Annotated in this window: 14 protein-coding genes; 5 read left to right on the top strand and 9 right to left on the bottom strand. The window is 63.0% G+C overall.

The window, feature by feature from the left end:
• Positions 1-86 precede the first annotated feature (86 nt).
• The 5 genes from atpD to AC1DXU_RS27975 all read right to left on the bottom strand — a co-directional run bounded on the left by atpD (position 87) and on the right by AC1DXU_RS27975 (position 5,379).
• Positions 87-1,670, bottom strand: a complete 1,584-nt coding sequence (atpD, locus tag AC1DXU_RS27995) for a F0F1 ATP synthase subunit beta (protein ID WP_477374224.1) — start codon at positions 1,668-1,670, stop codon at positions 87-89.
• 70 nt (positions 1,671-1,740) lie between these two features.
• A complete protein-coding gene (locus tag AC1DXU_RS27990; RefSeq protein ID WP_477374222.1) occupies positions 1,741-2,625 on the bottom strand; it encodes a F0F1 ATP synthase subunit gamma in 885 nt (294 codons plus the stop codon).
• A 33-nt stretch (positions 2,626-2,658) separates the two neighbouring features.
• Positions 2,659-4,188, bottom strand: a complete 1,530-nt coding sequence (gene atpA / locus AC1DXU_RS27985) for a F0F1 ATP synthase subunit alpha (protein WP_477374220.1) — start codon at positions 4,186-4,188, stop codon at positions 2,659-2,661.
• Complete coding sequence (locus AC1DXU_RS27980) at positions 4,188-4,748, bottom strand: F0F1 ATP synthase subunit delta (RefSeq protein ID WP_477374218.1); 561 nt, start codon at positions 4,746-4,748, stop codon at positions 4,188-4,190. Before AC1DXU_RS27980 ends, atpA begins: the two co-directional genes overlap by 1 nt.
• A 235-nt stretch (positions 4,749-4,983) precedes the next feature.
• Positions 4,984-5,379 carry an AGROH133_08824 family phage infection protein gene (locus AC1DXU_RS27975; protein WP_477374216.1) on the bottom strand — a complete coding sequence of 132 codons (396 nt, stop codon included), beginning with the start codon at positions 5,377-5,379 and terminating at the stop codon, positions 4,984-4,986.
• A 358-nt stretch (positions 5,380-5,737) separates the two neighbouring features.
• On the opposite strand from AC1DXU_RS27975, the gene AC1DXU_RS27970 reads away from it, so the two are divergent.
• A complete protein-coding gene (locus AC1DXU_RS27970) occupies positions 5,738-8,713 on the top strand; it encodes a hypothetical protein (protein WP_477374214.1) in 2,976 nt (991 codons plus the stop codon).
• A 15-nt stretch (positions 8,714-8,728) separates the two neighbouring features.
• Here the strand turns inward: AC1DXU_RS27970 and AC1DXU_RS27965 are convergent, their stop codons facing one another.
• Complete coding sequence (locus tag AC1DXU_RS27965; RefSeq protein WP_477374212.1) at positions 8,729-9,424, bottom strand: aspartate/glutamate racemase family protein; 696 nt, start codon at positions 9,422-9,424, stop codon at positions 8,729-8,731.
• Between the two features lie 36 nt (positions 9,425-9,460).
• A complete protein-coding gene (locus AC1DXU_RS27960) occupies positions 9,461-11,644 on the bottom strand; it encodes a primosomal protein N' (RefSeq protein WP_477374210.1) in 2,184 nt (727 codons plus the stop codon).
• Positions 11,645-11,734: 90 nt separating this feature from the next.
• Here AC1DXU_RS27960 and fsa point away from each other — a divergent pair, with 90 nt between their 5' ends.
• Positions 11,735-12,391, top strand: coding sequence for a fructose-6-phosphate aldolase (fsa, locus tag AC1DXU_RS27955; RefSeq protein ID WP_477245957.1), 657 nt, complete (start codon positions 11,735-11,737; stop codon positions 12,389-12,391).
• 79 nt (positions 12,392-12,470) lie between these two features.
• Here fsa and lptE read toward each other — a convergent pair whose 3' ends face one another.
• Positions 12,471-13,055: an LPS assembly lipoprotein LptE gene (lptE, locus tag AC1DXU_RS27950; RefSeq protein WP_477374208.1), complete on the bottom strand. Its 585-nt coding sequence runs from the start codon at positions 13,053-13,055 to the stop codon at positions 12,471-12,473.
• On the bottom strand, positions 13,042-15,669 hold the full coding sequence (gene leuS, locus AC1DXU_RS27945) for a leucine--tRNA ligase (RefSeq protein ID WP_477374206.1): 2,628 nt from the start codon (positions 15,667-15,669) through the stop codon (positions 13,042-13,044). Before leuS ends, lptE begins: the two co-directional genes overlap by 14 nt.
• Positions 15,670-15,817: 148 nt before the next feature.
• Here leuS and AC1DXU_RS27940 point away from each other — a divergent pair, with 148 nt between their 5' ends.
• From AC1DXU_RS27940 to AC1DXU_RS27930, 3 genes are all read left to right on the top strand, one after another.
• Complete coding sequence (locus AC1DXU_RS27940; protein ID WP_477374204.1) at positions 15,818-16,480, top strand: YggS family pyridoxal phosphate-dependent enzyme; 663 nt, start codon at positions 15,818-15,820, stop codon at positions 16,478-16,480.
• A gap of 340 nt (positions 16,481-16,820) precedes the next feature.
• Positions 16,821-18,158 (top strand): acetyl-CoA hydrolase/transferase family protein, encoded by a 1,338-nt coding sequence (locus AC1DXU_RS27935; RefSeq protein ID WP_477374202.1) that lies wholly within the window; start codon positions 16,821-16,823, stop codon positions 18,156-18,158.
• Positions 18,159-18,350: 192 nt separating this feature from the next.
• Positions 18,351-19,400: an aldo/keto reductase gene (locus AC1DXU_RS27930; RefSeq protein ID WP_477374200.1), complete on the top strand. Its 1,050-nt coding sequence runs from the start codon at positions 18,351-18,353 to the stop codon at positions 19,398-19,400.
• Positions 19,401-19,444 lie beyond the last annotated feature (44 nt).

The following is a 19,444-nucleotide window of genomic DNA, read 5'->3' as shown; positions in this document are numbered from 1 at the left end:
TAGGGAATAGTGAGTAGCGAGTAGTGAAAGAACACGCGCTCAACCCATCAATCCCTATTCGCTACTCCCTATTCGCTATTCGCTTCTTATGCTGCTTCGGCCGCCAGGCGCTGTGCCTTCTCGACCGCTTCCTCGATGCCGCCGACCATGTAGAAGGCAGCTTCCGGAAGGTGGTCATAGTCACCGTTGCAGAGGCCCTTGAAGCCCTTGATGGTGTCGGCGAGGTCGACCAGCTTGCCCGGCGCGCCGGTGAACACTTCGGCGACGAAGAAGGGCTGCGACAGGAAGCGCTCGATCTTGCGGGCGCGAGCCACCGTCTGCTTGTCCTCTTCCGACAATTCGTCCATGCCCAGGATGGCGATGATGTCCTGCAGCGACTTGTAGCGCTGGAGGATCGACTGCACCTGGCGCGCGACGCTGTAGTGCTCGTCGCCGACGACCAGCGGGTCGAGCATGCGCGAGGTCGAGTCCAACGGGTCGACGGCCGGGTAGATGCCCTTTTCCGAGATCGCGCGGTTGAGCACGGTCGTCGCGTCAAGGTGGGCAAACGAGGTCGCCGGCGCCGGATCGGTCAAATCGTCGGCAGGCACGTAAATCGCCTGCACCGAAGTGATCGAGCCCTTGGTGGTCGTCGTGATGCGTTCCTGCAGCGCGCCCATGTCGGTGGCCAGCGTCGGCTGATAGCCCACGGCCGAAGGAATACGGCCGAGCAGCGCCGACACTTCGGAACCTGCCTGCGTGAAGCGGAAGATGTTGTCGACGAAGAACAGCACGTCCTGGCCCTGGTCGCGGAAATATTCGGCGACCGTCAGTCCGGTCAGGCCGACGCGGGCACGCGCGCCCGGCGGCTCGTTCATCTGGCCATAGACCAGTGCCGCCTTGGAGCCTTCGCCGCCGCCCTTCTTGTTGACGCCGGACTCGATGAACTCGTGATAGAGATCGTTGCCTTCGCGGGTGCGCTCGCCAACGCCGGCGAACACCGAGAAGCCGCCATGCGCCTTGGCGACGTTGTTGATCAGTTCCTGGATCAGCACCGTCTTGCCGACGCCGGCGCCGCCGAACAGGCCGATCTTGCCGCCGCGGGCGTATGGCGCCAAAAGGTCGAGAACCTTGATGCCGGTGATCAGGATCTGCGCTTCCGTCGACTGCTCGACATAGGACGGGGCAGGCTGGTGGATGGAGCGCATCTCGATGCCGTCGACCGGGCCTTCTTCGTCGACCGGCTCGCCGATGACGTTGATGATGCGGCCGAGCATGCCCGGGCCGACCGGAACGGTGATCGGCGCGCCGGTGTCATAGACCTCCTGGCCGCGAACCAGACCTTCAGTCGAGTCCATGGCGATGCAGCGCACGGTGTTTTCGCCGAGATGCTGGGCAACCTCGAGCACCAGGCGGTTGCCGACATTGACTGTCTCGATCGCGTTCAGGATGGCCGGCAGGTGATCGCCGAACTGCACGTCGACGACGGCGCCGATGACCTGGCGAACCTTGCCGACAACACCCGTCTTCTTGACCGAAACCACCGGCGTCTTGGCTGCAGCTGCCTTGACGGGAGCTGCCGCCTTGGCGGGCGCAGCTGCCTTCTTGACCGGAGCGGCCTTCGCCGCTGCTGCCGGAGCCTTCGCTGGTGCCGCCTTTGCGGCAGTCTTCGGGGTCGCTGCTTTCGCCATCGTCTTTACCCTTTTCGTCCTTTGTTTCTCACGCTCCATCAGAAGGCCGATGACCCTCTGGCGGTCGCGCCTAGAGCGCTTCGGCGCCCGAAATGATTTCGATCAGTTCCTTGGTGATCTGCGCCTGCCGCTGGCGGTTGTAGGTGATCGACAGCTTGTTGATCATGTCGCCGGCATTGCGCGTCGCATTGTCCATGGCGCTCATCTTGGCGCCCATTTCGCCGGCTGCGTTTTCGAGCAGCGCACGGAAAACCTGAACAGAGATGTTGCGCGGGATGAGATCGGAGAGGATTTCGCCCGGCTCCGGCTCATATTCATAGACGGCATTGCCACCGTCCGCAGCCGCGGCCGGAGCGGAAGCCACACCCGCCGGAATGATCTGCTGCGTGGTCGGGATCTGGCTGATCACCGACTTGAACTGCGAATAGAACAGCGTGCAGATGTCGAAGCCACCCTCGTTGAACAGGTGGATGACCTTGCGGGCAATCGCATCGGCATTGACGAAGCCGAGCGTCTTGACCTCGCGCAGATCGACGCGGTCAATCACCAGCGACGCGTAGTCGCGACGCAATATGTCAAAGCCCTTCTTGCCGACGCAGATGATCTTGACCTGCTTGCCGTCGGCCAGGAGCTTGCGGATATGATCGCGGGCGAGGCGGGCAATCTGCGAATTGAAGCCGCCGCACAGGCCGCGCTCGGCGGTGCAGACGACGAGCAGATGCACGTCATCCTTGCCGGTGCCGGTCATCAGCGCCGGGGCATCGCCGCCGCCGCCGATCGCCTGCGTGATGTTGGCCAGCACCGCGCCCATCCGTTCCGAATAGGGCCGTGCGGCTTCCGCCGCTTCCTGCGCGCGACGCAGCTTCGCCGCGGCGACCATCTGCATCGCCTTGGTGATCTTCTGCGTCGCCTTGACCGAGGCGATACGGTTACGAAGGTCTTTTAATGAAGGCATGCTTCAAACCTGATCCCGTGCGTCCGGCTTATCTCAAGCAAAGGTCTTGGCGAAGGCGTCGATTTCCGCCTTCAGCTTGGCGCGCAGATCGTCCGACAGCGCCTTCTCCTTGCGGATGGCGTCGAGCACGTCCTTGCCGGCTGCACGCATATGCGACAGCAGGCCATGCTCGAACTTGCCGACCTGGTTGATCGTCAGCTTGTCGAGATAGCCGTTGACGCCGGCGAAGATCACCGTGACCTGCTCCTCGACCTTGAGCGGCGAGAACTGCGGCTGCTTCAACAGCTCGGTCAGGCGCGCGCCGCGATTGAGCAGGCGCTGCGTGGCGGCGTCGAGATCGGAACCGAACTGCGCAAAGGCCGCCATTTCGCGGTACTGCGCGAGCTCGCCCTTGATCGAGCCGGCGACCTGCTTCATCGCCTTGATCTGCGCCGAGGAACCGACGCGCGACACCGACAGGCCGACGTTGACGGCCGGGCGAACGCCCTGGAAGAACAGGTTGGTTTCCAGGAAGATCTGGCCGTCGGTGATCGAGATGACGTTGGTCGGGATGTAGGCCGAGACGTCGTTGGCCTGCGTCTCGATGATCGGCAGCGCGGTCAGCGAACCGCCGCCATTGTCGTCATTGAGCTTGGCAGCCCGCTCGAGAAGACGCGAATGCAGGTAGAACACGTCGCCCGGATAGGCTTCGCGGCCCGGCGGGCGGCGCAGCAGGAGCGACATCTGGCGGTAGGCGACGGCCTGCTTCGACAGATCGTCATAGCTGATCAGCGCATGCATGCCATTGTCGCGGAAATATTCGCCCATGGTGCAGGCGGTGAACGGCGCCAGGAACTGCATCGGCGCCGGGTCGGAAGCGGTCGCGGCGACGATGATCGAATATTCGAGCGCGCCGCGCTCTTCGAGAACCTTGACGAACTGCGCAACCGTCGAGCGCTTCTGGCCGATAGCGACGTAGACGCAGTAGAGCTTTTCCTTCTCCGGCCCGTTGTCGTGCACCGATTTCTGGTTGAGCATCGTGTCGAGGATGATCGCGGTCTTGCCGGTCTGACGGTCGCCGATGACCAGCTCGCGCTGGCCGCGGCCGACCGGGATCAGCGCATCGATGGCCTTGAGGCCGGTCGACATCGGCTCGTTCACCGACTTGCGCGGGATGATGCCGGGCGCCTTGACGTCGACTCGCTTGCGCTCGGTCGCCTTGATCGGGCCCTTGCCGTCGATCGGATTGCCGAGCGCGTCGACGACGCGGCCGAGCAGGCCCATTCCGACAGGCGTATCGACGATGGCGCCGGTGCGCTTAACGATGTCGCCTTCCTTGATGTCGCGGTCGGCGCCGAAGATGACGACGCCGACATTGTCGGCTTCGAGGTTGAGCGCCATTCCGCGGATGCCGCCGGGGAACTCGACCATCTCGCCGGCCTGGACATTGTCGAGGCCGTAGACGCGGGCGATACCGTCACCGACGGACAGCACCTGGCCGACTTCGGAGACCTCGGCCTCCTTGCCGAAATTCTTGATCTGGTCTTTCAGAATTGCGGAAATTTCCGCGGCGCGGATGTCCATCAGCCGACCTCTTTCAGTGCAAGCTTGAGCGAATTGAGTTTGGTTTTGAGCGACGTATCGATCTGGCGCGAGCCCATCTTGACCACCAGCCCGCCGAGCAGCGACGGGTCGACGGTGACGGTGATGGCCACGTCCTTGCCGGCAACGCTTTTCAGCGCCGCCTTCAGTTCAGCCTGCTGGGGCGCCGTCAGCTCATGAGCCGAGGTGACTTCAGCAGCGGTCTCGCCGCGATGTTCGGCGGCGATCTGGCGGAAAGCCTTGATCATGCCGGGGACAGCGAAGAGACGGCGATTGCGCGCAACGACACGCAGGAAATTTCCGGTCAGCCCGGTGATTTCAGCCTTGTCGGCGATTGCCGCGATCGCCTTGGCCTGGTCCTCGCTGGAGAACACCGGGCTGTTGATGAGGCGCGTAAGGTCGGCGCTGTCATCGAGCATCTTGGCGAAACTGTTGAGGTCGGTCTCGACCTTGGCGATCGAATTTGCCTGCAGCGCGAGTTCGAACAGCGAACCCGCATAGCGTTCTGCGACACCTGAGATTGGCGATGACGATTGGGCCACGGACCGTCTTTTCTCTTGTCTGACAGGCCGCAGATTGTTGGCGCGAGCAAAAACTCTGGCTAAATCTTTGACCTTACTACGTTTTTCCAAGCACGGAGGCGCGGCTTCCGCTATCCCCGGCCGAAAGTCGATTGCCGTCTAGCACAGGCATTTTAAGACCGCAATGCGTCGTTCCGCATGCTTTTCAGGCACTATTGTCGCATCCTGCGGCTGAGTTCAACCGAAGCCGTTGGATTCAAGGCAAAAAGCCGAAGGCGAAGGCGAGCGGCAGCCCGGCCAGCGCCAGTTCCACAACGATGGAAACCCAGTTGAAGGGCGTGTTGGCGCCGTCCGACATCATCGACAGCAAGCGGCCGAAGGCGGTGAACAGCCAGGAAAAGCCGAGCGCCATGTAGAGCAAGGGCTGCGCCAGCAGGAGGCAGCACAGGCTGACGCCGAGATAGAAGCCCGACATGCGGCCGCGCCCTTCGGCGATGGCGGCGAGTTTTTCGGGCTTGGGCTGCAGCCGAAGAATCCTGAAACCAATTCTGGGCGCCAGAAACAGCAGCAGGCCGAAGGCGAGCGTGACAACTGCGCTCGACCATGCCAGCCACTCGCCCTGGCTCGTCGGCCACGGAAATGCAAATTCCATTTTTTGGGTCCCCTCACAGCAATGGATGCATTGAATGTCGCTGGGAAAGGAAGTCAAGCGTGCAGCGGGCCAGCCGAAGTTTCGGCACCAGGGCGCTGACCTGCTTCGTCCGCACGCATGATCGGTTTGCCGCCAACTCGACCGGTATGTAAGAAAACTCTTAAACAAGAAAATCCAGCCTGATTTCTTCTACAGTATAGGCTGCCTGTCTTGCCCTCACGTAAAGTCAGTACTATGCTTCGAATGTTCTTTTAGCCGATTTCTTGTTTGCTTCGCCAATTTCGCATTTTTCACAATCACTTGTGAAATCTGTGCCGATGAATTGCGGCAGGCAGGATCTGAAAATTCGGAGAGGATCATGCCAGGTCTTTGTCGGACGTTGCATCTGGCCGGGATCTGGGTTGCTGCGGCAGCCCTTGCGGTGATCGCGCAGGGCGCACGCGCAGACTGTATCGCCGAACGACCGACGGCCATGGTTCCTGCCGATCCTTTGGCCTGCCAGCAGCTCGAGGCGACGATCCGCAAGCCTTCGGCGCTGTCCTTGGGGGACTACGAGAACAAGCTCAATCAGTATCTGGGCAATTACTGCTATCGCGGCGAGGCCGCCGGATGGGTGCACGACAAATTCGTGCGCCCGGCCGGACCGAGCATCGCCACCCTGGTCAACGGCGCGTGGCAGGGCAAGGATTTCGGAACCCATGCGCCTGTGATGATCTGGTATTCACCGGAGATGACGGATTGGCTTCGCAAGAACCGCCCGGCCGAAGGCGAGGTCGATCATCCGCCGCCGGTTCCCGACGGCGCTATCATGGTCAAGGAGATGTTTTCCGAACCGGCCTCGGATTGCCACGCCGTCGATCCGCGCAAACTGTTCCCGACCAGCGGCGCCGCCATCATGATCCGCGATGCCGCCGCCTCCTATGACGGCTGGTTCTGGGGCTGGTACGGCTTTGGCAGCCAGAGCGGCTGGACTCCGGACTGGCCGGCGCTGCCGGCCGACAACAACAGCCTGCCGAATATGGGCTTTGCCCAGTACTGCATGAACTGCCATGCCTCGGCGACCGACAATCTGACCTTCGCATCTCCCAAGAACATCGCGGGTGAACCCGGCAAGCCGCTCAACTATCTCGCCCAGGATTTTTTCCAGGGGTCGCCGGCGCCGACCTTGCACCAGGCCGTCGTTCTGCCGGTCAATGCCAAGCCGCGGCTTGGCGAACCGCTCTACAGCCCGAACGCCGGCGTGATCGCGGCGCTGCGGGCCTATGTCCGCGAAATGCCGACCTATGACACCGTGTCGCGAATGCCTTCCGAAACCTACGACAACACCTGGGTCGGAGCCAAAGGCCCCGATGCGTCCGACACCTTCCTGACCTCGAGCCAATGCCTTGGCTGTCACGACGCCGGCAGCACCGGGCTGCAGTTCGACATGACCAAACCGAACCCGCATGGCGATGGCCTGATCAACCTGTCTCCGCTGGCCACCTGGCGAACCTCGCCGATGGGGCTCGGCGGCCGGGACCCGATTTTCTTCGCGCAGTTGGCGAGCGAAACGCAAAGCTTTCACCCCAAAATGTCTGGTGTCGTGCAGGACGTTTGCCTCGGCTGCCATGGCATAGCCGGGGAACGGCAATTTCATATCGACGAGAAGGCGCGCTCGGGCAAATGCGAACTGTTCCTGCGCGACATGGTCGACGCGACGCCATGGCCGGCCGACAATCCGAGTTCGGCACTCGCCAATTATGGCATGCTTGCCCGCGACGGCATCACCTGCACCTCCTGCCACCGCATGGTGCTCAACAGCAAGGCCAGCGAGCCGCTGGCCGACAAACCGCAAAACGCCTGCGTGGATGAGCGGCAGGCCCTGCTCAATCCGCACGCCAGCGGCTTTGCCAAGACCTTCACCGGCAGTTTCATGGTCGGTTCGCCGGATGCGCTCATCGGCCCCTTCGAAAAGCCGGAAGTCGGGCCGATGCACACCGCGCTTGGCATCAAGCCGGTCCACGATGCCACGATCATGAGCTCCGAGGTTTGCGGCACATGCCACACGGTTCACTTGCCGGTCCTGCAAGGCACCAACACCCTGGCGCATATCTACGAACAGACAACCTATCCGGAGTGGGCGTTCAGCGCCTATCGAACCGGCAGCACGCCCGATGGTCCGCTGCCGCTCGGCGCCGGCGCCACGCCGCGAAGCTGTCAGGGCTGCCACATGCCGTCGACGGAACAGGACGGATCGCCGACGATGAGCAAGATCGCCAGCATCCAGGAAAATCTGAATTTCCCGGAGACCGAGTCCAGCAACGCCCCTGATCTTTCGGCTCGCGAGGGATTTGCGCGCCACACGCTCGTCGGTCTCAACGTCTTCCTGGTCAAGATGGCGCAGCAGTTTCCCGATGTCTTCGGCATCAGGACGCGTGATCCGATGATGGGCAAGAAGGCGCTCGATCCGCTCGTTCTCACCGAACAGTCAATGCTGGACATGGCGTCGCAGACAACCGCCGCCGTCGCTATCAGTGATATCGCCATGACTGGAGATGCGCTTGACGCCAAAGTGACGGTGAAGAACTTCGCCGGTCACAAGTTTCCCTCCGGAGTGGGTTTCCGGCGTGCATTTCTCACCTTCAGCGTGCTCGACCAGAACGGCGAGCAGCTCTGGGTCTCCGGCCGAACCAACGCCGCCGGCGTGATCACCGACGCGGACGGCAAACCGCTCGATGGCGAGCTGTGGTGGAAGGACGACTGCTCCGGCCGGATCCACCCCGGCGAGCGGCCGCATCAGCCGCACTACCAGAAGATCACGCGGCAGGATCAGGTTCAGATCTATCAGGAACTGGTTTCCACGCCGCCCGCCAATACGCCCAATCCGGTCTGCAATGCGCATTCGAAGCCGGAAGGCGAACTGACCACCAGCTTCCTGTCGATCTGCACGGAGGTGAAGGACAACCGCATATTGCCCTCGGGCTTCCTGCCACTTTCAGGCCGTCTCGAGATTGCCAAGGCCCTTGGCGCGGATGAAGAGCTTGCGGTCGATGTCGGCACGACCGCCGTCGAAAACGATCCCGACTACGTCTCAGGCGGCAGCGACACGCTGACCTACTCGATCCCGCTTGCCGATCTGCCGAAGGGCACGCGTCCGGCCAGCATCGTGGCGAACCTGTACTACCAGGCGACGCCTCCCTCTTATCTGCAGGATCGCTTCTGCACCGCCAAGGGGCCCGACACCGATCGTCTGTATTTCCTCACCGGGCATCTCAACCTGGCCGGCACGGAAGCAGACGGATGGAAGCTGAAAGTGGTCGGCAGCGGAAATATCGCCGTGGCCGCCCAGCCCTGAGTCAGGGGCAGGAGGCTATGGCAGCATGAACGCGACCGCCGCCTCGGCATGGATGCGCGTCGTGTCGAAGACCGGAATGTCGAAATCCGGCTGGCCGATCAGCATGGTGATCTCGGTGCAGCCCATGATGACGCTGTCGATCTTTTCGTCGCGCCGCATGCGGGCGAGTTCATCGATGTATGCGGCCTTCGACTCTGTTGTGACGATGCCCTGGCAGAGCTCCTCGTAAATCACCCGATGCACCATGTCGCGCCCGGCCTGATCCGGCACCACGGGCTGCAGCCCATACTTCTCGATGAGCCGGCCCTTGTAGAAATCCTGTTCCATTGTGAAGCGCGTCGCCAGCAGTGCCGGCCGGCTGACGCCGGCAGCCTTGACCGCGACGGCCGTGGCATCGGCAATATGAATGATCGGGATCGACACCGCCGCCTGCACGGCGTCAGCCAGTTTGTGCATGGTGTTGGTGCAGATCAGCAACCCTTCGGCGCCTGCGGCTTCCAGTTTGCGCGCCGCTTCGACCAACAGCACGCCGGCGCCTTGCCAGTCCCCTTCATGCTGCCGCTCGGCAATCTCGGCGAAATCGAACGACCACAGCAAAAGCTCTGCCGAATGCAGCCCGCCCAAACGCTCGCGAACGATCTCGTTGAGCAGGCGATAATAGATCGCCGTCGATTCCCAACTCATGCCGCCGATCAGGCCAAGGGTTTTCATGCGCTCATGGCTCCGGTGGAAATTGCATGGTCGATCTCACAAAAAGCTCTGCGGGTCGATGTCGACCTGCACCCGCACCGAGCCGCGCTGCTTCGGCCCCTCGGCCAGCATGGTGCGGATGAAGCCTTGCATGTCGGCGCGCCGCTCGCCCTGGATCAGCAGGCGGAAGCGATGGCGTCCGCCAAGCAAGGACAACGGCGCTTCCGCCGGGCCGAGCACGAACAGGTCGGTGGCCTGGGGTGCGGCACGGCGCAGGCCACGCGCATGGCCCTCGGCTTCCGCCCGCGACGCGGCACTGACGATGACGCCAGCGAGCCGGCCGAAAGGCGGCAGGGCCGCCCGCTCGCGCTCGGCGATCTCGCGCTCGTAAAAAGCATCGGCATCGCCGGAGACGATCGCCCGCATCACCGGATGCTCCGGCTGAAATGTCTGCAGCAGGCCAAGGCTTTTCTTGCCGGTGCGGCCGGCGCGGCCGGTCACCTGGCTGAGCAGCTGAAACGTGCGCTCGGCGGCGCGCGGATCGCCATTGGCGAGACCGAGATCGGCATCGACGACGCCGACCAAAGTCATGTTGGGGAAGTTGTGCCCCTTGGCGACCAGCTGCGTGCCGATGACGATGTCGGCCTCGCCATCGGCGATGGCTTCCAGCTCGAGTCTCAGCCGCCGCACGCCGCCCATCAGGTCCGACGAGAGCACGATGGTGCGGGCATCGGGAAAGTGCGTGACGACCTCCTCGGCGATGCGCTCGACGCCCGGACCGCAAGCCACCAGATGGTCGAGCGTGCCGCATTCCGGGCAGGCCTCGGGACGGCGCTCATTGTGCCCGCAATGGTGACAGACGAGCTGCCCGCGAAAACGGTGCTCGACCAGCCAGGCCGAGCACACCGGGCAGCCGAAACGGTGGCCGCAAACCCGGCACAGCGTCAGCGGCGCATAGCCTCGCCGGTTGAGGAACAGCAGCGACTGCTCCCGTTTCTCCAGCGTGCGCCGCATATGGTCGATCAGCACCGGCGACAGGAAACGGCCGCGCGCCGGCGGGGCGCGGCGCATGTCGATCGTCTTCAGGTCGGGAAGGGCGGCCTCGGCAAAGCGCGCTGAAAGCACCGCCCTGCCGTAGCGGCCTTGCAGGGCGTTCACCCGGCTCTCGACCGATGGTGTCGCCGAAGCCAGCACCACTGGAAAACCGCCAATATGGCCGCGCACCACCGCCATGTCGCGCGCATTGTAGAAGACGCGGTCCTCCTGCTTGTAGGCGGGGTCGTGCTCTTCGTCGACGACGATCAGCCCTAGTTGCCTGAACGGCAGGAACAGCGCCGAGCGCGCGCCGGCGACGACACGCACGCCGCCTTCCGCCACTTGCCGCCAGACCCGTTCGCGCATTTTTGGCGGCAGGTCCGAATGCCATTCCGCCGGCTTGGCGCCGAAGCGTTGCTGGAAGCGCTCGAGAAAGGCGTGCGTCAGCGCGATCTCCGGCAGCAGGATCAGCACCTGCTTGCCCTGGTCGAGCGCGGCCGCCACCGCTTCGAAATAGACTTCCGTCTTGCCCGATCCGGTGACGCCGTCGAGCAGCGTAACGCCGAAGGCGCCGGCCATCACATTGCTGCGCAGCGTGGCGGCGGCATCGGCCTGATCCGGCATCAACTCCGGCACGGCATAGCTCGCATCGGGTGCTGCGACCACCGGTCGCGGCGGGATCATCACCGTCTCGAACACGCCTTGCGCTTTCAACCCGTCGATGACTGTCGACGACACGCCAGCCGCATGCGCCAGCCCGGAGCGCGTCCAGGCAAGCCCGCCTTCGGCTGTCTCCAGCACTCGCGTTCTCGCAGCCGTCATCCGGTCGGGCTCGTTCAAGGTGCGCAGCAAGCCCTCGATCCACGGTTCCGGGTCAAAGGCCTCCGGCGCCCGGAGCAGCATGCGCGCCACCATACCGGGCGGCGACAGCGTGTATTGCGCGATCCAGTCGACGAATTGGCGCATCGCACGATCGATCGGCGGGCAGTCGAAGACCTGCTCGATCGGCCGCAGTTTCTTCGCATCGACCTTTTCGACAACGCCATCCCAGACGATGCCGGCAACCTGGCGCGGACCGAGCGGCACGCGCACGATCGAGCCCGGCACCACCCGCATGCCGGCAGGCACGGCGTAGGTGTAGGGGCGTTCGGCAGGCATCGGCACCAGCACCGGTGCGGCTGCGGCAAAGGGCGAATCTTCGATCATGAGGCGTGACCTTGCCCCGACTTTGGTCTAGATCAAAGGGCAACCCCGAATGTGCATTGCATGCACATGAAAATCTTCAGGAGACCCCCCATGAAATTTTTTGTCGACACCGCCGATATCAAGGACATTCGTGAGCTGAACGATCTGGGGCTGCTCGACGGCGTCACCACCAATCCGTCGCTGATCCTGAAATCCGGCGGCAAGATCGCTGAAGTCACCAAGCAGATCTGCGACATCGTCAAGGGCCCGGTCTCGGCCGAAGTCACCGCAACTGAATATTCCGAGATGATGCAGCAGGCCAAGGTTCTGGCCAAGATCGCCGACAATGTCTGCATCAAGGTGCCGCTGACGCTGGACGGCCTGAAGGCCTGCAAGACCATCCGCACCGAGATGAACCGCCTGGTCAACGTCACGCTCTGCTTCTCGGCCAACCAGGCTTTGCTGGCAGCCAAGGCCGGCGCCTCGTTTATCTCGCCTTTCGTCGGCCGCCTTGACGACATCGGCCTCGACGGCATGGAGCTGATCCAGGAGATCCGGCAGATCTACGACAATTACGATTTCCAGACCGAGATCCTCGTTGCCTCGGCGCGCACCGTAAACCATGTCAAGCAGGCAGCCCTGATCGGCGCCGATGTTGTCACCGCGCCGCCGGCGACGCTGAAGGCGCTGGTCAAACACCCGCTGACCGACAAGGGCCTGGAACAGTTCCTCGCCGACTGGGCAAAGACCGGCCAGACGATCGGCTGAGGCCAAGGCGCATCGCGCAACAAAAAAAGGCCGAGCGATCGGCCTTTTTTTGTTGCCGGGAATCTAAGCGGGAAAGCCTCTAGCTCGAGGCCCTTCCATGCTTGACCAGGTCCTGGGCGACGGACAGGGTCACCATTTCGGCCAGTTCGCGCGCAGCGCGGTTCTCGGCGTCGATCTGCGCCCGGTAGGAGGCGAACTCCTGGGTCGGCTTGTCGAACGACGATGGGATCGAGCGCTTGCCCGTGGCGATGACCACGCCGGTCTTGGCGTCGGTCAGCACGTAGTTCGCGGTTAGCGTCACCGTACCCGCGGTCGGCTCGTCCTCGTCGGTCTGAATCTGCACCTGCGCCGCCGATTCGACCAGTTCGGTAACGCCAAGATCAAGCATATAAACCGGCGCGGCCGGCTCGCCAGCACCCTGGCCAAGCGCGAAGATCAGATTGTTGCGGACCTGCTGGGCGTAGCGGGTCTTGACCGGCTTGACCGAGATCGACGCCAGTTCGGCCGAAGCGCCGACCGTGGAGCCGGCCGTCAGCGGCGCGCTCGAATAGAGCGGGCGCACCGTGCAGGCGGAAACCAGCGCGACCGAGGCGATCAGGCCGAAAAGCGCGGTACGGCGCAGCAAACGCGTCACTTCTGTCTTCCCCAGGTCAGGCAACGACATTGACGATCCTTTGCGGGACGATGATGACCTTGCGCGGCGCCTTACCTTCGAGCGCTTTCTGCACGAAGTCGAGGGCCAACACGGCTTTTTCGACAGCACCTTGGTCCGCGTCGCGGGCAATTGTCAAATCCCCGCGCTTCTTGCCGTTGACCTGGACCGGCAGCACGATCTCGTTGTCGACGACCAGCGCCGGATCGTAGACCGGCCACGGCCGTTCGGCGACAAGATCGGTACCGCCCAGCGTGTGCCAGCACTCCTCGGCCAGATGCGGCATGACCGGCGCGACCACATGCACCAAGATCTCCACCGCTTCGCGGCAGGCGCCCTTGAGCGCCGCATCGGCCTTGCCCTCGGCAACGTCGTTGAGCGGTGTGGTCAAGGCATTGGCCAGTTCGTAGATGCGGGCGATGGCGCGGTTGAAGCCGAGCTTCTCGATGTCCTCGCCGATCGCCTTCAGGATCTTGTGCGCGGCCTTGGAAACAGCACCGGCCTCGCCGTCACTGGCCGCCTGCGGCTTGACGCCGTCGAGCGTCTCGGCGGCGATCGACACCAGGCGCCAGACGCGCTGGATGAAGCGATGCGCGCCGGCAGCGCCATCGTCGGTCCATTCGACATCGCGCTCGGGCGGCGAATCCGACAGCATGAACCAGCGCGCGGTGTCGGCGCCGTAGCCGTCGGTGATGTCTTCCGGGCTCACCGTGTTCTTCTTCGACTTCGACATCTTTTCGAGCGAGCCGATCGCAGCCTCTTCGCCGGTGGCGATCTCGATGGCGCGGCGCTTGCCGCCGACATCCTCGATCTTGACCTCGCCCGGCGACAGCCAGCGGCCATTGTTCGACGCACCGCCGACCCGATATGTCTCGTGCACCACCATGCCTTGCGTGAACAGGCCCTTGAACGGCTCGGCGAGGTCGAGATGTCCGGTCTCGCGCATGGCGCGGGTGAAGAAGCGCGAATAGAGCAGATGCAGGATCGCGTGCTCGATGCCGCCAATATACTGGTCGACGGCCAGCCAGTCGTCGGCAGCCTTCGGCTCGGTCGGCTCGTTGGCCCAGGGCGCGGTGAAGCGCGCGAAATACCAGGACGAATCGACGAACGTATCCATCGTGTCGGTCTCGCGCCGCGCGTCCTTGCCGCATTGCGGGCATTTGACATGCCGCCAGGTCGGATGACGATCGAGCGGATTGCCGGGGCGGTCGAACTCGATGTCGTCGGGCAGCTTGACCGGCAGGTCGGCTTTCGGCACCGGCACCACGCCGCAATCCTCGCAATGGATCATCGGGATCGGGCAGCCCCAGTAGCGCTGGCGCGAAATGCCCCAGTCGCGCAGGCGGAAATTCACCTTGCGCTCGGCCATCGGCCGGCCGCCAATGCTCGTCTGCTCAAGCAGCTTCGCCACTTCGTCGAACGCCTGCTCCGGCTTCATGCCGTCGAGGAAGCGCGAATTGATCATCACGCCGTCATCGACATAGGCTTCTTCGGTGACCTGGAAGGTCTTGGCGTCGGCGCCCTCCGGCATCACCACCGGGATGACCGGCAGGCCGTATTTGTTGGCGAAGTCGAGGTCGCGCTGGTCGCCCGACGGGCAGCCGAAAATGGCGCCGGTGCCATATTCCATCAAAACGAAGTTGGCGACATAGACCGGCAGCGTCCAGCTGTCGTCGAACGGATGGACGACTCGAATGCCGGTGTCGAAGCCCTTCTTCTCAGCCGTTTCCAGCGCCGCCACCGAAGTGCCCATGTGGCGGACCTCTTCGATGAACTTGGCCAGCTCGACATTGGTCTCGGCGGCCTTTTTGGCCAGCGGATGGTCGGCGGCGACCGCCATGAAGGAGGCGCCGAAGATGGTGTCGGGCCTGGTCGTGTAAACTTCCAGCTCATGCGCGTCGCCAACGGGTGCCGCCAGCGGCCAGCGGATCAGCAGCCCTTCCGAGCGCCCGATCCAGTTCTGCTGCATCAGCTTGACCTTTTCCGGCCATTCGCCGAGGCCGTCGAGCGACTCCAGCAGGTCCTGGGCAAAGTCGGTGATCTTGAAGAACCACTGCGTCAGCTCGCGCTGTTCGACCAGCGCGCCGGAGCGCCAGCCGCGGCCGTCGATGACCTGCTCGTTGGCGAGCACCGTCATGTCCTCCGGGTCCCAGTTGACCTTGGAAGATTTGCGCGTCACCAGCCCCTTCGCGACGAAATCGAGGAACAGCATCTGCTGGCGGTGGTAATAGTCGACATCGCAGGTGGCGAATTCGCGCGCCCAGTCCAGCGACAGGCCCATCATCTTGAGCTGCTCGCGCATGGCGGCGATGTTGGCGTAGGTCCACTCCTTGGGATGGACCTTGTTCTGCATGGCCGCGTTTTCGGCCGGCATGCCAAAGGCATCCCAGCCCATCGGGTGCAGTACGTTAAAACCCTTGGCCCGCTTGTAGCGCGCCACCACATCACCCATAGTGTAGTTGCGGGTGTGGCCGATATGGATCTTCCCCGACGGATAGGGGAACATCTCCAGCACATAGTATTTCGGCTTCGGGTCGTCGTTCTGCGCTTCGAACAGCTTCTTTTCGGCCCAGGCTTTCTGCCATTTGGGCTCTGACGCGCGCGGATTGTATCGTTCGGTTGCCATCGGATGATTTTCACTTAAAAGCAGGCGCAGACCGCCGGACAAGGCCCGGTGGCCAAGGTAAATGTCGTCGCGGTGTTCACCATGGATTGCCGGACCCGTCAACTGCGGCGAGCCGGCCAGGACGATTAAAGACAGGCAGGATATAGGCATGGCCAGCGCCGTCGAACAGTTTTTCGCCGTCAAGACGAGGATCGGCGCTGCCGAGCGCGAGGCCGGCCGCGCCGCCGGTTCCGTGACGCTGGTTGCCGTGTCGAAGACTTTTGAGGCCGACGCCATCCGCCCTGTGATCGAGGCCGGCCAGCGCGTCTTCGGCGAAAACCGGGTGCAGGAGGCGCAGGCCAAATGGCCGGCGCTGAAACAGGAATTCCCCGACATCGAGCTTCATCTCATCGGCCCGCTGCAGTCGAACAAGGCGAAGGAAGCCGTTGCGCTCGCCGACGTCATCGAGACCGTCGATCGCGAAAAGATCGCCGCCGAACTCGCCAGGGAAATCGCCCGGCAGGGCCGCGCACCAAGACTCTACGTGCAGGTCAACACCGGCTCGGAACCGCAGAAGGCCGGCATCGAGCCACGCGACGCCGTCGCTTTCGTCACCCGCTGCCGCGACGTCCATGGCCTCGCCATCGAAGGCCTGATGTGCATCCCGCCCGCCGACGAGAACCCCGGCCCGCATTTCGCGCTGCTGGAAAAACTCGCCCGCGAAGCCGGCGTCGCAAAACTGTCGATGGGCATGTCCGGCGATTACGAGACCGCAATCGCCTTCGGCGCCACCAGCGTCAGGGTCGGGTCGGCGATCTTCGGCAGCCGGTAACAGCTAGTGGTGAAAACCTGACGCTTGGTACCCCCGAGGGACGGCAGGGTTTGGCACGAAGCGGACCTCGCGTGCCTCGGAGTGGCTTCGCTCGCGAAGACGGCGCTCACCCCCCGCGATCGGAACATCGTAGCTGAATGGTATGTGGGGTTGGACGGATGGGGCGTCCATTCGAATGGTTGCGGTCCAGCCTTTCCGGAGTATGATAGTTTAGCTGACCCTTAAAAGCCGATGCTGGCTCGTTGCATTATCTGAGATCGGCCTCAACGTCGCGGCAGTCCATGCAGACGACGGTGAGCGCGCCTGCCTACAACCGCCGGGAGAGGCGGAAGGGGAGAGAATGACATTGAGGGCTGCGGGCACTGCGGCAACACGGATTTCGGCCGAGCAGGCGGCCAGCTTTGTGAAGTCTGGCATGTGGCTGGACTATGGCACGTCGCTATGCCAGCCGGACGTGTTCGACACGGCTCTGGCCGCCCGCGCAGAGGAACTTGCAAACGTCAAAATTCGCTCTTGTCTTTCCATGCGGCCCCGCGCCGTTCTGGAAGCGGATCCTGAAGGCGAACACTTCTGCTGGATTAGCCAGCACTTCACCGGCTATGACCGCCGAAAGCACGACGCTGGCCGCTGCAACTACATGCCCGTCAATCTCGGTGAAATCCCTGACTACTATCGGCGCTTCATGGAGCCGATCGACATCGTCATCTTCAAGACATGCCCTATAGACGAGAATGGATACTTCAATTTCAGTGCCGCAAACCTGTGGCACCGGGCAGTCATCGAGCGGGCGAAGCTGGTGATAGTCGAGATCACCGACGGCAATCCCTATTTGCATGGTGACCAGAACGGCGTGCATGTCAGCGAGGTCGACTACATCATCGAAGGCAACAACCAGCCAGCAGCCGAACTTCCTAATCCCCCGCCGACCGACATCGACCGTGCCGTGGGGAGACTTATTTGCGCTGAGATCGAGGATGGCTCATGCCTTCAAATCGGCATCGGAGGGATGCCGAATGCAGTGTGCACCCAGCTTCTCGAAAGCAGCCCCCGCGATCTCGGCATTCACACGGAAATGCTGACCGACGGGATCGTCGAACTCTATAAGGCGGGCCTCGCTTCCGGTACTCGCAAGAAGGTCCAACCCGGCAAGATCGTTTGCACCTTCGGACTGGGATCGAAAGGCCTCTACGATACCATCGACCGCAATCCAGACTTTCAGTGCTGTCCTGTCGACTTCACCAATCTGCCCCACAACATCATGCAGAACGACCGCGTCGTTTCGATCAACAACACCACGCAAATAGACCTGCAGGGACAAGCGGCGTCGGAGTCCGACGGCCATCGGCACATCAGCGGGACAGGAGGACAGCTGCAGTTCGTGCGCGGGTCCTATGCCTCGAAGGGTGGCAAGTCTTTCATTTGTCTCTCCTCTACCTACGACAAGCGGGGGGAGCGGCGCAGCCGCATCGTCCTTGATCTCACCTCTGGGAACATCGTCACAACACCGCGCACGGACGTGATGTACGTCGTGACCGAATATGGCATGGTCAATCTCAAGGGGAAGTCGGTTCCCGAACGCGCCAAGGCTCTGATTTCCATAGCCAGCCCCGATTTCCGCGAGGACCTCGAGCGCCAAGCCTACGAGCACCGCCTCATCCCGCGCGGGTTCTCCTTTTGAGGAACACTCAACGCTGAACCGGGTTTGCGGCGCAGAAGATCACTTGTGACTATCAATTCGATCAACACCGTCCGCAACGCGAAGACGGTGATTGATGCCCCCAGTTCGACAGGTCCACTGCTTCAACGCTTGAAACGAAACGTATCGTTCCTATATGATCGGTGTTATCACCACATCTGCTGGAGCCATGCCATGCGCTACAATCAACTTGGAAACACGGGGATGTTTGTCTCCGAACTTTGCCTCGGCACCATGACTTTCGGCGCCGCCGGCGAGAACGCCCAATGGGGCCTTATCGCCAGCCTCGACCAGAAGGGCGTCAACGAGATCGTCGGCCGTTCGATCGCCGGCGGCGTCAATTTCTTCGACACGGCCGACGTCTATTCCTTCGGCGAGTCCGAGAAACTGCTCGGCCAATCGCTGCGGGATCTCGGCGTCAAAAGGTCGGACGTGGTCATCGCTACCAAGGTGCACGGCGCGATGGGCAGCGGTCCGAACCAGCGCGGTTCCTCGCGCGGCCACATCATGGATTCGGTCGATGCCAGCCTCGAGCGGCTGCAGCTCGACCATATCGATCTCTACCTGTTGCACGGCACCGATACGGTGAGCCCGATCGACGAGACTCTGCGGGCGCTCGACGATCTCGTGTCCAGCGGCAAGGTGCGCTATGTCGGCGTTTCCAACTGGCAGGCCTGGCGCATCGCCAAGGCCTTGGGCATCGCAGAGCGCAAGGGCTTCGCCCGCTTCGAGGCCGTGCAGTCCTATTATTCGATCGCCGGCCGCGATCTCGAGCGCGAGATCGTACCGCTCATCAATGAGGAGAAGCTCGGCCTGATGGTTTGGTCGCCGATGGCCGGCGGGCTGCTGTCCGGCAAATACGGGCCGGGCGCGCCTGGCAATGGCGAGGGGCGCCGCGCTTCCTTCAACTTTCCGCCGGTTAACGAGGACCGCGCCTGGGCCGCGGTGGCCGTCATGCGCGAGATCGGCAGGAAGCATGATGTCAGCGTCGCTACCGTAGCGCTCGGCTATATCCTTGCCAAACCCTTCGTGATGAGCGTCCTCATCGGCGCCAGCCGCATGGAGCAGCTCGAGCAGAATCTCGCCGCGACTGAGCTGAAGCTCGACGCCGACGATCTGGCGAAGCTGGATGAGGTGAGCGCACTGCCCGCCGAATACCCCGGCTGGATGCTGGAGCGCCAGGCGGCGGGCCGGCGCCCGGCACCGTTCGCGGCGAAGAAATAGGGCTCTTCAAGGACAGTTTCGCGAAGGCCGCGTGCCGTCGGGAC

Source organism: Mesorhizobium sp. P3_A10, assembly GCF_056403175.1.
This window is presented reverse-complemented; position numbering and strand designations above follow the sequence as displayed.